The sequence below is a fragment of the Legionella worsleiensis genome (genome assembly GCF_001467535.1).
Classification (GTDB): Bacteria; Pseudomonadota; Gammaproteobacteria; order Legionellales; family Legionellaceae; genus Legionella; species Legionella worsleiensis.
The window spans coordinates 63,783-79,918 of the sequence record NZ_LNZC01000020.1; the positions used below are offsets into that span (position 1 = coordinate 63,783).

Here is a 16,136-nt window from a genome sequence, read left to right on the forward strand (position 1 = left end):
ATTTAATCTATTTTGCTGCTTTATTGGATGTGTAAAATAATACCTTGATTGCACTGCCTTCCATCAAGGTTTTTGCAGTACGTAAAGCATTACTTCCAATGGATGCTGGTTGTGTAAACGTGCCGGAACTTTTTCTTTTTTGATGAGATCAAACTGATATTTATTCGCCAGACTTAGAATGTAATCAGGATGATGCTTGAAGCGGGCGCTGGTTTGCAGCATCCATGAATGCTTATCGCTTAGTTCAGTTGAAAAAATAAAATACCCTTTGTCATTAAGATGAGTGCTTATTAATTGAAACAGAGTATTTAAATCGCCAAAATAGGGTAAAACATCTGCAGCGACAATCAGATCAAAAAAACTGTTGTTTTGGTTAAGGAAATCTAAGGCCTCAGCATGAACCAAAGTGTCGTAGATTCCTTTTTCTCTGGCATGCGCCAGCATTTTTTCCGCTATGTCTATTCCGGTTAAGTGATTGCTGATTTCACGCAGTACGACTCCGGATAATCCCGTCCCACAGCCTATATCCAAAGTATGCCCCACGTGCAGTAACTTCAGTTCATGGACTGTTCGGCCTAAATGCTGAGGCAATGAGTAATTAAGCTGATCGCGCATATGCTGTTCGTAATACAAGGCATAATTGTTAAACAGATTTTTCGCATAATCAGGCGTTGTATCGGCATCATCGGCACCGTTTAATGCGTCAAGCATATGCTTGCTTATGGTATCTTGCGGATTTATTGTCAACGCTCGTTGCAAATATTCCCTTGAGGTTTCTCGCATCTCCATTTTAAGATAGATGGCGGCCAGGTTATTTAACGAGGGTGTGTGGGTGGTATTTAAATTCAGGATGTGTTCAAAAAAAATAATGGCTTCGTTTAAATGCCCCAGAGCCATTTGCGCAACTCCTGAGTTATACAAGTACTCAATATTGTCAGGATCTTTTTTTAACAGGACATCGTAATGCATTAACGCATTCTCGAATCGGTCGTGATGCATAAACGTAGCTGCCAGATTATTGCGAGCATCTGTGTTTTCATTATCTAAAGCTAACGCTTTGGTAAAATAATCAACTGCTGTCTGCTTATGATCTTTTTTAAGAGCAATAACCCCGAGGTTAATCAGGGTTTGAACGTGTTCGCAATCGTGTTCCAAAACCTTTTGCAATGCCTGTTCTGCTTCTGCGAGCAAATCTTCTTCCAAATAGAGAATTCCCAGATAAAAGTAAGCTTCCAAATAGTGAGGATTTAATGAAATGACATTATTAAATTGCGTTCTGGCAGCGGCTGGTTGCTTGTTTTGCAGTAAGAGCAGTCCCAAATTAAAGTGCGCTGCGCTGAAATCAGGCTCTGCATTAACTGCTTTTCCATAGTGGATAAGTGCCATTTGGTAGTTATTTTGTGAGGCATACACGGTGGCCAAATTATTGTGTGCCTGGGCGTATTGGGGGTTTAGTTCAAGCGCTTTTGTGTAGAACAGAATTGCTTTATCCAGTTGATTGGTTTTTTTGTAAGCATTGGCAAGGTTATTTAACAAAGCCGGATCGTCTGCATTGACTTTTTGTGCTTGCAGCAGGTATGAAATTGCATGATCCATGTCGCCAAGTTGGGCATAGGCCAGACCTAAAAAATGCAGTGTGTCGTAATGTTTGGAATCTTGAGCCAGGATCTGCTCATAAAGGCTTATTGCTTGCACAAGCTGTCCTTCATGGTGCACTGTGTAAGCCTGAGCAAAGAGATTATCAAGTTCAGTCTTCATGTTAAAATGGGCATGTATTCACGTAAATGGTGCAGCGCTTTGGCACGATGACTGATGGAATTTTTAATTTGTGCTGGTAATTCGGCAGCCGTGCATTGATGTTCTGCGATAAAAAATACCGGATCATAGCCAAAGCCTCCCGAACCTACAGCTGCCAGAGCAATACTTCCATGTAAAATACCTGTAGCAATAAAAGGCGTTGGGTCTGTGGCATGTTGAACCAGTGCGATAGCACAATAAAAATAAGCGTGCCGCTGTGCAGTGGGGAGGTCTTTCATATTCTCCAGTAACAGCTGGATGTTGTCCTGGTCACTTGCTTCTTGCCCTGCATAACGGGCAGAATAGATTCCGGGCTGTCCATTAAGAGACGGTACTACCAAGCCAGAATCATCCGCTAAAGCCGGTTTTTTTGCCAAAGAACTGACATGCCGGGCTTTGATGATGGCATTTTCTATAAAACTTAAACCCGTTTCCTCTGCACCGTCTATTCCCAGGGACGATTGGGCGATACAGCGTATGGGTGCTAATAACTCCTGGAACTCCCTAATTTTCCCTTTGTTACCGGTAGCTAGAATAATTTCGTTCATGATGATGCGTGTTTGAGGTTTTGGTCATTGTAGCGTGAGAACAGAAAGAACTAAACTTTTTTTGTATCGCATGAGGATGCTCCCTCTGAAGAGTCTCTTGTTTCCAAAATATCTGATTATTTTTAAAACAAAATCCTTGAATTCTTAGCAATAGTTTTATTTTTAAGTTAAAATAGAGGAGCGTCCAAACCTGAAGAATTCATTATGCCTGTATCTCATTTGTTGTTGGCCTTATTGGTTGTGCTTATCTGGGGAATCAATTTTCTTTTCGTCAAGTTGGGACTGGAGGAAATTTCTCCTCTGTTGCTGTGTGCCTTGCGTTTTTTTCTGGCAAGTGTTCCGGCGGTGTTTTTTATCAAACCACCTGCTGTCCCTTTTCGCATTATTGCGTCTTACGGGCTGGTGATGTTTGCCCTGCAATTTACTTTTTTGTTTTTGGGCATGCAGATCGGTATGACTCCGGGGATGGCTTCCTTGATCATGCAGGTTCAAGTGTTTTTCAGTATTTTTTTCGCTGGAATGTTCATAGGAGAATCGCCAACACCAGGCCAGCTTATCGGGGCATTGGTGTCGTTTTCAGGTATAGGCCTAGTTGCCTTGCATTTTGATGCGCATGTGTCACTCCCGGGATTTTTGTGCATTATGGCTGCCGCAGCGACCTGGGGTATTGGTAATTTGATCACCAAAAGCATGAAAACCAATCAGTTGATTTCAGTGATTGTGTGGGGCAGTTTTATAGCCTGTATTCCTATGTTTCTTTTGGCTTATTGGGTTGAGGGTGCAAGCAGTTTCAGTTATACCTACCAGCATTTAAGCTGGAAAGGGTGTGTTGCATTGGCCTATATAGTCTACATGTCAACATGGGTAGGTTATGGGGTGTGGAATTGGCTGATTAGCCGTTATCCCGTTGGGATGATAGTTCCCTTTACTATACTGGTTCCCGTGGTGGCCATGTTAAGTTCCATACTGTTTTTGGGCGAATCGTTCCAATTATGGAAACTGGAAGCTGGTTTATTGGTCATAGGCGGGCTTTGCATCAATCTGTTGAGTGCCCATCTCTTTGCGCCCAAAACACTTCCTGAGACGGCTTGAGTTCTGATATGCGTCAATTAAAAAACATCATTTTATGTGCTGATGATTTTGGTCTTAATAAAGGAGTCTCTCAAGGGATCTTGAAGCTGGCGCATATGCGTCGACTGTCTGCGGTGAGTTGTATGGTGAATATGGCCGATTTTGCACTTCATGCCCATGAACTTGGTGCGCTGCAAAATCAGGTGCAGATTGGTTTGCATTTTAACCTTACGGAAGGGTGTTTTTTATCAACGCCTGAGCGCCGGTGTTTTCGTTTACCGGAATTAATTTTAAGAACCCACACCAGAACCCTGAACAAACGTAGCATTCTTGCTGAACTGAATGCGCAGTTTGAACGCTTTGAGCAGGTCATGGGATGTACTCCTGCATTTATTGATGGGCATCAGCACGTGCATCAGTTTCCTGTTGTTCGTCACGCTCTTTTTGAGTTATTTCAGCAACGATCCCTGCACCATCAAGGGGTATTTATTCGCTCCACTTATCCTGCTGTATCGCTTTCGCAATTCAGATTTAAGTCTTTGCTTTTAGCCAAAACAGGCGGCAGACAATTGCACCTTCAGTTAAAACGATTGGGCATTGCCCACAACCCGGTATTTTCTGGTATTTATAATTTTTCTCCTGATTTAGCTTACAGGGATTTGTTTCGCTTTTGGTTGCAGAATGTACCTGCCAATAGCTTAATCATGTGTCATCCCGGTGAGGGAAATGAGATGGGCGATGTGATTACCAATGCTCGAAACAATGAAATGCAGTATTTGATGAGCGATGAGTGTTTAAGCGATTGTGAGGAACTGGGTATTGTTCTCAATGGCAACTGTCTAACGACAAGCCCAAAATCTTGAGAGAATGTAGCTGTAAACCGATACCAGCCCTAAAACCAGAACCAAGGCAATCATATAATTTAAAACAGTGAACTGTAACAAAAGAAAATACAGTAACTCATTAAGCACTCCCGCAGACGCCGCAACCAGAAAGAAATGAGGTAAACTTAATTGTTTTTGATCCTGAAGTTTGGAAAAGGTAAGGTACTTGTGGCCAAAAAAACTGAAATTAAACGCAATAAAAAATGCAATGACATTGGCCATTAATGGTTTCAGATCTAAACGAGCGACCAAATACAATACCGACATGATGTGAACCCCAGCTGAAGAGGCACCTATTCCGGTATAGTACATCAGACGATGAGATAATTTAGGTGTGGCTGTCATCAAAACTGGAATCCTCATCAATGATATAATGTGGTCTGTATTTGACCTCATCAAAAATACGCCCTATATATTCTCCAACCACGCCTAACGCAAATAACTGCAGCCCGCCAAAAAATGTAATGGCTGTGACTATGGTTGCCCATCCAGGAGTCTGTATACCAAAAATCAAGGTACTGATGATGATCCATGCCGCATAAAGCAAAGCCAGGGAAGCAACGCCAATTCCCCCCAGGGCTATCATTCTGAGTGGGAAGGCCGTAAAAGAGGTAATGCCGGTGATTGCCAGATCCAGCAGGGAATAAAAGTTCCACTGTGAGGTACCTGATTTTCTGGGTTGCACTTCAAAGGGAATGGCGATTTGTTTGAAACCAACCCAGCTGTATAAACCCTTCATAAAGCGATTGCGTTCAGGCAATTTTTGCAGCGCATTGACTATCTTTCTGTCCAGAAGCCGAAAATCTCCGGCATTAGCCGGGATATTGACGTGGTTTATTTTTGAAGTAAATTGATAAAACGCTTTGGCACAGGTTCTTTTTAGCCAGGATTCATCGTGTCTGTTTTGCCGGACAGCATAAACCATGTCATAACCTTGCTCCCATTGATGAACAAAGTCACTTAATAACTCAAAGGGGTGTTGAAAATCGCTGTCCATTAGAATGACCGCATCGCCCCGAGCATTATCCAGTCCTGCACTAATGGCTTTTTCTTTACCAAAATTACGACTGAATCTCAGATAACGAATGAGAAATTGCGATCTTAATTGTTGTATAATTGCAAAAGTATTGTCCTGACTGCCGTCATCGATAAGCAATATTTCATAGGGATAATCTAATTCTTTTAGTGTCTTATCCAGAGCAGCAACGAATTCCGCAATGACTTCTTCCTCATTAAAGACGGGAACCACACAGGAAATGAGTTTTTGAGTTTGTTTCGTTTTTAACATGGCGATTTTAATGGGTGTACCACTGATAGTTAGACGGCGCATCTTAACCCAATTTGGGAAGTGGCGTCTATGGCCATGGTTAAAAGTGGTACGGTTTTTATCTCGTTTTGCGTCAGCTGCCTACTTCCCATAACTGACTGTGTTGGAGTACTCTAGTGCAAGGTATCGCTTCATTGAATCAGGGTGTGTGATGCATGAGTTATGGTTGTGCAAGAGTATTCTTGAGCTGATTACCCAAGAGGCCAGGGAACTAAAATGCAAACAAGTGAAAACAATTGTTTTGGAGCTTGGTCAGTTAAGTGCCGTTGATCTGGACTCATTGACTTTGTGTTTTAAGGTAATAGCACAGGGTTCTGTGGCGCAAAATGCCGAGTTACGAGTTATTGATGTTCCTGGCGAGGCTGAATGTTATAGTTGTCATGCAAAGGTTCCTGTAAAACAGTATTATGATGATTGCCCCAAGTGCGGCAGTCATTCATTAGGTATTCTACAGGGTGAAGAGTTGCGAATTAAATCCATGGTGGTTGAATAATGTGCGGAATTTGTGGGTGTACTGAAGAAGATGGGCACAGTGGCGTGCATGAGCATCACCACGAGCATTCAGGTTCTGCTGAGCACTTGGTGCAGATAGAGCAAAATATTCTGGCAAAAAACGACCAATATGCAGAAGAAAATAAACGTTCTTTTTTGCAAAAAAATATTCTGGCCTTGAATATGATGTCCAGTCCTGGTTCAGGGAAAACGACTTTACTTGCCAAAACCATAGATGATTTACGCTCCATCATCGATGTTGCCGTTGTTGTTGGCGATCAACAAACCGATTTGGATGCTCGAAAAATTCAAGACAGCGGGGGAACCGCCATTCAGATTAATACCGGAAAAGTATGCCATCTTGATGCGCACCGGGTTGGACATGCGGTAGAAAAGCTCCCATTGCAAAAGCAGTCTATTTTGATTGTTGAAAATATAGGCAACCTGGTGTGTCCGGCTTTATTCAACTTAGGCGAGCACTATAAAATTGTCATTCTTTCAGTTACCGAAGGGGATAATAAACCGCTTAAATACCCGGATATGTTTCATGCAGCGGATTTGTTAGTGATTACTAAAACTGATCTTTTGCCTTATGTTGATTTTGATTTGGCGCAATGTAAACAATACGCACTCCGAATAAACCCAAAACTTGACATTTTGTCTCTGTCCAGTAAAAGTGGCGAGGGTCTGCAAGAATGGTATGAATGGTTGAATACTAAATTACTGGGGCTGGTCAGTTTAAAGAAGATGTAAATGAACCTTACACGGGAGCAAATTTGCGTTGCAGGCCGAGTTCAGGGGGTGGGGTTTCGGCCTTGCGTGTATCATATTGCGAAAAAATTAGGGTTGACGGGCTGGATTCAGAATACTGCCTCTGGAGTGCTTATTGAGATACAAGGCCTTCAAAGCACTCTTTTTTTAAAAGAATTACACGAAAATCTGCCACCATTAGCTCAATTAAGTTCGGTTCAGTCCCGGTTTATTCCCACCCTGGCGGAAGAAAACGAATTTGTTATCAGAGCAAGTCAACCAGGAAAAGCGCAAACGCTAATCAGTCCTGATGTCAGCGTTTGCCCCCAGTGTTTAAATGAATTATTTGATGCTCGCAGTCGTTATTATCTGTATCCCTTTCTTAATTGCACTCATTGCGGCCCGAGATATTCCATAACCCGAGCTTTGCCTTATGACCGTTGTCAAACAGCGATGGATGTGTTTCCGCTTTGTGCTCTGTGCGTTGCCGATTATTCAAATCCTCAAAACAGGCGTTATCATGCTCAGCCTACTGCATGTACTGATTGTGGCCCTGAACTGTCCTTGTCTGTTGATGAGATAGTAATACGAATACGGCGTGGTGAGGTGATTGCCTTGAAGGGGTTGGGGGGATATCAGTTAGTTGGTGATGCTCGCAACGAGGCGACTATTGCCAAACTCAGGGCAGGCAAAAATCGAGCAGCAAAACCTTTGGCTATAATGGTTGCCAATAGTGAAAGTGCTGCGGCTTTGGTTCATTTGACGCCCCAGAGCAGAACTCTTTTGGAGAGCAGGGCAAGGCCTATAGTGTTGCAAGCAAAAAAAAAGAGTTTCCTGCCTGATACGCTGGCACCGGGCTTAAAGCATCTGGGCATTATGCTGCCCTCTACCCCCATCCACTATCTCTTGTTTCATGCTTTTGCAGGCAAACCGGATGGCTGCCAATGGCTTAATGGGTGTCACGATCTGTGTTTGATCGTGACCAGTGCCAATGAGGGGGGGGAGCCATTGATTATTGAGGATAATGAAGCGCAACACAGCCTTTCCTGTATCGCAGACACGGTAGTATCTTATAATCGACAAATAGTCGCTCGAGTTGATGATTCGGTTGTTCATGTACTTAATGATGCTCCTGTTTTTATAAGGCGAGCCAGGGGGTATGTGCCCCAACCTGTAAAATTATCCCGTGCTGTTCCCACGGTTTTGGCTTTGGGAGGGCATTTAAAAAATACTTTATGTATTACTCGTGGCGATGAAGCTTTTGTGTCGCCGCATATAGGGAGTTTGACTAATAAGGCGACCATTGAGTTCTTTCATGAGACTTTGGACTATTTACTGCGTTTTCTGGATGTAGCGCCTGAACGCATCGCTCATGATTTGCATCCTGATTTTTATACCACCCGATTTGCAGAACACTATGAACTACCAACTTATGCCATCCAGCATCATCATGCTCATCTTGCATCGGTAGCTGCAGAGCATCATATTGAGGCACCCATTATCGGCTTGGCCTTGGACGGTTATGGATATGGACTGGATGGTTCAGCATGGGGCGGCGAGCTGTTATTAATGGAGGGTACACAATTCTCGAGAATAGGGCATTTAGCCTGTATTCCCCAGCCCGGAGGCGAGGTGGCTGTGCGAGAGCCCTGGCGGATGGCGGCAGGCGTGTTACACTGTTTGGGTCGAGGTCATGAAATTACCAAACGATTTGCACAACATGAGCACGCTTCCGCCCTACAGGCATTACTGGCGCAAGAAATTAACAGCCCTGTGACTTCAAGTGCCGGGCGTTTATTTGATGCGGTGAGCGCCCTTTTGGGGGTTCAGGCGCTCTCATCTTATGAGGGTCAGGCTCCCATGCTTCTGGAAAGTTTGGTAACCCAACCGCAAATATTAAAACAAGGCTGGCGGATTAACGAAGGGATTTTTGATATGATGCCTACTCTGGATTATTTATGTAATCATACTGATCCGGTAACAGGTGCCAATATTTTTCATGGCACGTTAATCGCTGGACTGACCCAATGGATTACTAATGCGTGTCGAGAAAGAGGAATCACTAAGGTACTGTTAAGTGGTGGTTGTTTTTTAAATCAAATAGTGGCGGAAGGACTTGGCAAGGCGCTAAGCCAGTCGGCTATTACTCCCTTGTTTCCACGAAACTTGCCTCCTAATGATGGGGGTATTTCCTTGGGACAGGCATGGATTGCTGCAATAAATTAAGGACAGGATATGTGTTTGGCAATGCCGGTACAAGTAACTCAACTTCTGGAACACAATAGGGCAATTATTAATTTAGGCGGGATCACTAAAGAGATTTCTACCGCTTTGGTGAGCGACATCAAGACTGGCGATTACGTCATTATTCATGCAGGCTATGCATTAACACGCCTTGATGAACAAGAAGCTCAAAAAACATTGAGTCTTTTTGCAACAATGCTTCAGGAACACAGCGAATGAAATATATTGAAGAGTTTCGTAATGCTGCCTATGCAAAAGCCCTGGCGCTTGAAATTGCGGCATTATCTCGTTCTGGGCGCCAATATTACCTGATGGAATTTTGTGGTGGCCATACTCATGCGATTCATCGCTACGGTATTCCTGATTTATTGCCTGAAAATGTAGAACTGATTCATGGCCCTGGCTGTCCGGTTTGTGTTTTGCCCATGGCAAGAACGGATAAAGCCATCAATCTTGCCATGATGCCCCATGTCATTTTGTGCAGCTATGCCGATATGATGCGAGTACCAGGCTCTAATCAAAACAGTCTTTTAAAGGCAAAAGCTGCCGGAGCTGATGTGCGGATGATTTACGCCGCAGATGATGCCTTAAGAATTGCCCGAGAAAATCCGCATAAAGAAGTTGTATTTTTTGCTATAGGTTTTGAGACCACAACCCCACCTACTGCATTGGTGATTCAACAGGCGAAACAATTAAAAATAAATAATTTCACTGTGTTGTGTAATCATGTTCTAACCCCTGTTGCCATGGAGAGTTTGTTGCAATCGGGCGAGGTCAATCTGGATGGATTTATTGGGCCTGCTCATGTCAGTATTGTTATTGGCAGTCAACCCTATGAGGCAGTATGCTCTACTTATAAAAAACCGGTAGTGATTGCCGGATTTGAACCTCTGGACGTCCTCCACTCTATAGTCATGTTGCTCAGGCAAATTAATGAGGGTCGATGTGCGGTGGAAATTCAGTACTTGCGAGCAGTCAATCGTCAGGGAAACCTTATTGCGCAGCAGGTGATGGCCGAGGTTTTGGAATTGAGAGACAAGTTTGAGTGGCGAGGTTTGGGCTTTATTCCTCATAGTGGTTTGCAAATTAAAGAGGAGTACGCAGCCTTTGATGCTGAAAAGCGTTTTGCATTACCTGAAACCATGGGAACAGAACACAAAAAATGTCTGTGTGGCGAGGTTTTGCGTGGAATAAAAAAACCTAAGGAGTGTTCCTTGTTTGCTAAAGTGTGTATGCCAGAAAATCCTTTGGGTTCATGTATGGTTTCATCAGAAGGAGCCTGTGCCGCTGTTTATGCCTATGGTCGGGTGAATTCATTATGACCCAAACAGTGCTTAGCCGGCCGTATCAAGGCCCTAAATTGAATGTTAAGGATGGCGTTGTTAATTTAACTCATGGCAGTGGTGGCCGAGCTATGGCTCAGCTCATTGATCAACTGTTTCTGTCGGCGTTTCATAATGAGTGGTTGGCGCAAAAAAATGATTACTCCAGTTTTGCGGTTGCTTCCGGGCGCATGGTGATGACTACTGATGCGCACGTGATTTCACCTTTGTTTTTTCCTGGTGGCAATATTGGCTCTTTATCAGTACATGGCACGGTCAACGATGTCGCCATGTCTGGAGCAAAACCTTTGTACTTGACGGCCAGCTTCATTTTGGAGGAGGGCTTTCCCTTGGCCGATTTAAAAAAAATAGTGGAGTCCATGGCGCATGCAGCACAAGAAGCGGAAGTCGCTATTATTGCCGGAGACACTAAAGTTGTGGAGCGAGGAAAAGGCGATGGTGTTTTTATTACGACTACAGGAGTAGGGGTTCTTGCTGACGGCATCACTATTTCCGGTGATCGTGCCAGACCTGGTGATCGAATTATCGTGAGTGGCACTGTAGGTGACCACGGTGTTGCGATTATGGCGTATCGCAATAATCTGCAATTTCAGACTCAGGTGCAATCGGATACGGCGTCATTACATGGACTGGTTGCACAGATGATAAGAGCCGTTCCCGACATTCATTGCCTGCGCGATCCGACTCGTGGCGGTCTCGCTACGACTTTAAACGAATTGGCCGTGCAATCAGGAGCGGGGTTTCTCATCGATGAAACGGAAATTCCCATCCGCACTGAGGTCGCCAGTGCTTGTGAGTTGTTGGGTCTTGATGCGCTTTATGTTGCCAATGAGGGTAAATTGGTCGCAGTCTGTGCTGCGGCCGATACACAACAGTTATTGACCGCAATGCGATCTCATCCTTTAGGTGCGAATGCAGCAGTTATTGGTGAGGTTATTGCAGATCCTCGTCATTTGGTGCAGTTAAAAACAAAATTAGGCGGAAAAAGGGTAATTGATTGGTTAACGGGGGAGCAATTACCCCGAATTTGTTAGACGCCAGGGATAACGCTCTGGTATGCAGTACTAAAACATATTCCGGTTAAATTAATTGGTAACGAAGGAGTTGAGATTGACCCAATACGAACAGGATGTACGCTCTTATTTTTTACCTCATTCCCGTTTGCAATCTTTGTTGGATGCTTTGCAAGGTGCCGGGTATTCCTGTATTGGTCCACAAGTACGTGATGACGCTATAGTTTATGATGAATTGATTCATGCCAGTCAATTGCCCTGGGGAATTCGTGATCATCAGTCTCCGGGAGAATACCGCCTGGAGCACATTCCTGAGCGCAAAGCATTTGCTTTTGCCAATGGTCCCCAGGCGATTAAACCCATTTTATTCAAACCGCAGGAAACGTTATGGACTGTAATCAGAAATGAGGAGGGAAAACTAACGTTTAAATCACACCAGCCGGATGAAAAGCCGGTTGCGGTTATAGGCGCTCGTTCTTGTGATTTGGCAGCGATGCGTATTCAGGATAAAGTCTTTGTTGACAGTGCCAAACCCGATCCCAGATACACTAAAAGGCGAGAGCAATTGTTTGTTATTGCTGTGAATTGTACTTACTCTTCGGCAAATTGTTTTTGTGTTTCGGCAGGTACTGGACCTGAAGTGCAGGATCCCTATGATATTCTGATGACTGAGGTAGAATCTGGTTTTGTGGTTAGGACGGGCAGCGCAAAAGGCCAGAATATCATTGGTTTATTAGGTCTGACTGCAGCAAAAAAAGCCCAATGCAACCTTGCCAAAGCAACGGTGACGCAGGCAGGAGCGATGCAAACCAAAAGGATTCCATTAGACAATAAAAAGGGTTTACGGGATTTATTGTTTGCCAATTTAAATCATTCACGCTGGGAGGATGTGGCAGAGCGTTGTTTGTCTTGTGGTAATTGCACCTCCGTATGTCCTACCTGTTTTTGTCACAGTGAAATAGAAAAACCAGAGCTGGATGGCTCTGGGAGCGAACACCAAAGAGAGTGGGATTCCTGTTTTACAAGAGGCCACAGCGTCGTTAATGCAACCGTTATTCGTAATGATACGCAAAAGCAATATCGCCAGTGGTTAACTCACAAAGTGGGCAGCTGGTTTGATCAGTTTGGCACAAGTGGATGTGTTGGTTGTGGGCGATGCACTACCTGGTGTCCCGTCGGGATTGATATTACTGAAGAATTGGCCGCCTTAACTGGAGAATCCAATGTGAGGATAAAAAAAAGTGATTAATACAGTCTCTGATCCTTATTTGCCCTATGAGGTGGAACTGGTGGGCAGGGTGCAGGAGTCTCCGTCTATTTTTACCTTGCATCTGCGCTTTGTTGAGCCTGATCTTCATGAGCAGTACCGCTTTTATCCTGGCCAGTTTAACATGCTTTATCTTTACGGCGTCGGCGAAGTCGCCATATCCATAGTTTCAGATCCAAAAGAACAAACAGTGCTTACTCATACCATTCGTGCGGTTGGGCGAGTGACTCGAGCTTTGCAGCAATTGCAGGTTGGTGACAGGCTGGGTATTCGAGGCCCTTACGGGCGAGGATGGCCACTTGATGATGCTAAAGGAAAAGATATTGTGGTGCTTACCGGAGGGCTGGGGTGCGCTCCTTCTGTGTCTATAATTAATTATATTTTAGCCAGAAGAACACAGTACGGTCATCTCAGTATCTTGCAAGGGGTGAAGCACAGTGATGATTTTATTTTTCGCAAGCAATATGCCCAATGGCAAAAATCACCGCATACGGAAGTCCATATCGCAGCCGATCAGGCCGGCCCCAAATGGCCGTGGAGTGTGGGGTATGTAACGGATATGATAGATAAACTCACCTTAGACCCCTCAAAGACTGTCGCCATGATGTGTGGACCAGAACTGATGATGCACACCGCAATCAAGGTACTGTCTGAAAAAGGATTTACCGATGGGCAGATGTTTTTGAGTATGGAACGGAATATGGAGTGTGGTATTGGGCAATGCGGGCATTGCCAGTACGGTGGACTTTTTGTGTGCAAGGATGGTCCTGTATTTGCATATTCTGAAATTAAGGGTTTATTTAAAGAACCGGGATTTTAATTGATTAATCGTTTGAGCATCCGATGAAAGCACGTATTGCCGTTCATAAATTTACATCCTGCGATGGATGCCAGTTGGCGTTTTTAAACGCAGGTGAGGCTTTGCTTACTTTGGCAGAGATGGTAGACATAGTCAATTTTGCTGAAGCAGGCGTTATTAACGTGGATGCGGCAGTTGATATTGCTTTTGTTGAAGGGAGTATTTCCACTCCACAGGAACAAGAGCGAATAAAAAAAATTCGGGAGCAAAGCAAGTATCTGATTACATTGGGTTCTTGCGCCACGGCAGGAGGAATTCAAGCCCTGCGTAACGGTGCTGATGTAAAGGAATGGATGGCTCATGTTTATGCGTCTCCCGAACACATTGCTACCTTAAGTACATCTACCCCTGTTTCCCAGCATGTTCGCGTGGATTGGGAGTTATGGGGGTGTCCGGTTAATGGAAAACAGGTGTTGGAGGCCATTCGCTTTTTACTCTCACATGCCGCACCACGAATTAAAAAAGACTCCGAGTGCATGGAATGCAAGCGTCGGGGAAATGTGTGCGTGTTAATTACTAAAAAACAACCCTGTATGGGGCCTGTTACTCAATTGGGTTGTGGCTCACTTTGCCCTGCTTTGGGGCGTGCCTGCTACGCATGTTATGGTCCTAAAGAAAATACCAATACCACTTCTTTGGGTGGACTTTTTGAGTCTTGGGGAATGGATAAAGAAGCGGTTGCACGACTTTTTTTACATATTAATAATCAGGCACCAGCCTTCAAGAGCGCAGGCAATTTTTTTAAAGGAATTCGGATAGTCCATGAGTAAAACTATAGCGATTAATGTACCTATTCTGGCACGAGTTGAAGGAGAGGGGGCGCTGGAATTGCATCTTCGTGACAGCGAAATTGAATCATTAAAATTAAAAATTTATGAACCACCTCGTTTGTTTGAGCAATTTCTCCAAGGGCGCAGCTTTAGTGAAGTATTGGATATAGTGGCCAGGATTTGCGGCATTTGTCCTGTCGCCTATCAAATGAGTGCCACTCAGGCGATAGAACAATGCTTTTCTTTACAACCCAGTTCCTGGGTGAGATCCATGCGGCGTTTATTTTATTGTGGTGAATGGCTGGAAAGTCACAGTCTTCATGTTCATTTTTTAGCATTACCGGATTTTTTAGGGTTCAAATCAGCGCCCGAAATGGCAAAACAATATCCTGAGGAAGTACGCAGAGGTATGCGTTTACAGGCCTATGGTAACGAGTTAATTAAACTGTTAGGAGGCCGGTCGGTGCATCCTGTAGGTGCATGTGTTGGTGGTTTTTATAAAGCACCTCAGCCCACCGAAGTAAATATACTGTTGGCAAAAGCCAAAGAGAGGGTTACTGATTGCATTGAGTTAATCCAATGGCTTGCCAGGATGGAATTGCCGGATAATTCACATGAATTCACGTCAGTTTCATTGTATCACCCTGCTGAATACCCCATGAATGAAGGCAGAATCGTATCTGATAAAGGCTTGAATATTGGTATTGATGAGTTTAATGACTACTTTTGCGAAAGCCAGGTGGCCTACTCAACCGCTTTGCATTGTTTGTTACAGAACAAACCCTATTTAGTTGGTCCTTTGGCCAGGCTTAATAATTGTTTTGGTCATTTGCCTGAGCCCATTCATCTTCTATTACAGAATCTGGGCATTCATTTTCCCTCACGTAATATGTATGATTGCGTGATTGCACGTGCTGTTGAAATCTACTATGCCGTTTTGGAGTCCATCCGCATTTTGGAACACTACGAACGCCCTGAACACGCATACCCCGAGGTCTTGCCTCAGGCAGGGGAGGGTTTTGGTTGCACCGAAGCGCCCAGAGGGCTGTTATGGCAGCATTTTAAACTGGACCAACAAGGCATAGTCACTTTTGCTCGCATCGTGCCCCCTACCAGTCAAAATCAGGCTCGTATTGAAGAAGATTTGGCAACGTCTTTAAAACAATTGGGTTTGGATAGGCCCGAGGATGAATTAAGGCATTTTAGTGAAATGATTATTCGTAATTATGATCCCTGTATTTCATGCGCCACCCATTTTTTAAAATTGACAGTCAACAGAACATGAACACGATAAAAGTTCTGGGGATAGGCTCTCCTTTTGGCGATGATCAGGCGGGATGCCTCGTCGCCAAAAGGTTAATGGACAGTGATTTGCTGAAGCTTAATTGCCCTTTTGTTGTGATCGAAGCTCATGATAGACCCGGTATTCGTTTGCTGGAGTTAATGGAGCAGGCCAATAAAATTTATCTGGTTGATGCCATTCAAACAGGCAGTCCGCCAGGAACCATACACCGATTGATAAACGAGGCGATTTTTGAATTAAAGCCCATGCTTTCAACTCATGATGTAGGTATTGCCCAGGCACTTGAGTTAGGGCGTAGTCTTAATCAATTGCCTGAGCACGTTATTTTGTATGGAATTGAGATAGGATCTTTTGCACATCATTCTGAGCTTTCTTTGCCAGTAGCGCACGCAATCACCAAGACAGCAGCTTTATTGGTAAAGGAGCTGTACGCAGAAAGTATGGGGTGTATTGACCTTTTGTGATGTC

At 44.1% G+C, this 16,136-nt stretch carries 17 protein-coding genes; 13 read left to right on the plus strand and 4 right to left on the minus strand.

All coding sequences use genetic code 11. The features are described from left to right. Positions 1-63: 63 nt before the first annotated feature. Positions 64-1,758, minus strand: coding sequence for a tetratricopeptide repeat protein (locus Lwor_RS08470; protein ID WP_058493455.1), 1,695 nt, complete (start codon positions 1,756-1,758; stop codon positions 64-66). After that, positions 1,755-2,345: an RdgB/HAM1 family non-canonical purine NTP pyrophosphatase gene (gene rdgB / locus Lwor_RS08475; protein ID WP_058493456.1), complete on the minus strand. Its 591-nt coding sequence runs from the start codon at positions 2,343-2,345 to the stop codon at positions 1,755-1,757. The genes Lwor_RS08470 and rdgB overlap by 4 nt, the downstream gene beginning before the upstream one ends. A gap of 204 nt (positions 2,346-2,549) precedes the next feature. On the opposite strand from rdgB, the gene Lwor_RS08480 reads away from it, so the two are divergent. After that, a complete protein-coding gene (locus Lwor_RS08480) occupies positions 2,550-3,437 on the plus strand; it encodes an EamA family transporter (protein WP_058493457.1) in 888 nt (295 codons plus the stop codon). A gap of 8 nt (positions 3,438-3,445) precedes the next feature. After that, positions 3,446-4,279, plus strand: a complete 834-nt coding sequence (locus tag Lwor_RS08485) for a ChbG/HpnK family deacetylase (protein ID WP_058493458.1) — start codon at positions 3,446-3,448, stop codon at positions 4,277-4,279. Here Lwor_RS08485 and Lwor_RS08490 read toward each other — a convergent pair. Both Lwor_RS08490 and Lwor_RS08495 read right to left on the minus strand, forming a co-directional pair. Beyond that, positions 4,256-4,645, minus strand: a complete 390-nt coding sequence (locus Lwor_RS08490) for a GtrA family protein (RefSeq protein WP_058493459.1) — start codon at positions 4,643-4,645, stop codon at positions 4,256-4,258. The genes Lwor_RS08485 and Lwor_RS08490 overlap by 24 nt on opposite strands. Next, positions 4,629-5,588, minus strand: a complete 960-nt coding sequence (locus Lwor_RS08495; protein WP_058493497.1) for a glycosyltransferase family 2 protein — start codon at positions 5,586-5,588, stop codon at positions 4,629-4,631. The genes Lwor_RS08490 and Lwor_RS08495 overlap by 17 nt, the downstream gene beginning before the upstream one ends. Before the next feature lie 190 nt (positions 5,589-5,778). Here Lwor_RS08495 and hypA point away from each other — a divergent pair, with 190 nt between their 5' ends. The 11 genes from hypA to Lwor_RS08550 all read left to right on the plus strand — a co-directional run bounded on the left by hypA (position 5,779) and on the right by Lwor_RS08550 (position 16,132). Next, entirely contained in the window at positions 5,779-6,120 is a 342-nt protein-coding gene (gene hypA, locus Lwor_RS08500) for a hydrogenase maturation nickel metallochaperone HypA (protein WP_058493460.1), read from the plus strand. Next, a complete protein-coding gene (gene hypB, locus Lwor_RS08505) occupies positions 6,120-6,872 on the plus strand; it encodes a hydrogenase nickel incorporation protein HypB (protein ID WP_058493461.1) in 753 nt (250 codons plus the stop codon). Before hypA ends, hypB begins: the two co-directional genes overlap by 1 nt. Further along, positions 6,873-9,095, plus strand: a complete 2,223-nt coding sequence (gene hypF, locus Lwor_RS08510) for a carbamoyltransferase HypF (protein WP_058493462.1) — start codon at positions 6,873-6,875, stop codon at positions 9,093-9,095. Positions 9,096-9,104: 9 nt separating this feature from the next. Continuing rightward, positions 9,105-9,332: a HypC/HybG/HupF family hydrogenase formation chaperone gene (locus Lwor_RS08515; protein ID WP_058493463.1), complete on the plus strand. Its 228-nt coding sequence runs from the start codon at positions 9,105-9,107 to the stop codon at positions 9,330-9,332. After that, positions 9,329-10,435 carry a hydrogenase formation protein HypD gene (gene hypD / locus Lwor_RS08520; protein WP_058493464.1) on the plus strand — a complete coding sequence of 369 codons (1,107 nt, stop codon included), beginning with the start codon at positions 9,329-9,331 and terminating at the stop codon, positions 10,433-10,435. Before Lwor_RS08515 ends, hypD begins: the two co-directional genes overlap by 4 nt. Then, positions 10,432-11,490, plus strand: a complete 1,059-nt coding sequence (gene hypE, locus Lwor_RS08525; protein WP_058493465.1) for a hydrogenase expression/formation protein HypE — start codon at positions 10,432-10,434, stop codon at positions 11,488-11,490. The genes hypD and hypE overlap by 4 nt, the downstream gene beginning before the upstream one ends. Before the next feature lie 76 nt (positions 11,491-11,566). Further along, a complete protein-coding gene (locus Lwor_RS08530) occupies positions 11,567-12,718 on the plus strand; it encodes a 4Fe-4S dicluster domain-containing protein (RefSeq protein WP_058493466.1) in 1,152 nt (383 codons plus the stop codon). Next, positions 12,711-13,556 (plus strand): FAD/NAD(P)-binding protein, encoded by an 846-nt coding sequence (locus tag Lwor_RS08535; RefSeq protein ID WP_058493467.1) that lies wholly within the window; start codon positions 12,711-12,713, stop codon positions 13,554-13,556. Before Lwor_RS08530 ends, Lwor_RS08535 begins: the two co-directional genes overlap by 8 nt. 23 nt (positions 13,557-13,579) lie before the next feature. Beyond that, positions 13,580-14,365: an NADH-quinone oxidoreductase subunit B family protein gene (locus Lwor_RS08540; protein WP_058493468.1), complete on the plus strand. Its 786-nt coding sequence runs from the start codon at positions 13,580-13,582 to the stop codon at positions 14,363-14,365. Further along, positions 14,358-15,650 (plus strand): Ni/Fe hydrogenase subunit alpha, encoded by a 1,293-nt coding sequence (locus tag Lwor_RS08545; protein WP_058493469.1) that lies wholly within the window; start codon positions 14,358-14,360, stop codon positions 15,648-15,650. Before Lwor_RS08540 ends, Lwor_RS08545 begins: the two co-directional genes overlap by 8 nt. Beyond that, positions 15,647-16,132 (plus strand): hydrogenase maturation protease, encoded by a 486-nt coding sequence (locus Lwor_RS08550; protein ID WP_058493470.1) that lies wholly within the window; start codon positions 15,647-15,649, stop codon positions 16,130-16,132. The genes Lwor_RS08545 and Lwor_RS08550 overlap by 4 nt, the downstream gene beginning before the upstream one ends. The last annotated feature ends 4 nt before the right edge of the window (positions 16,133-16,136 follow it).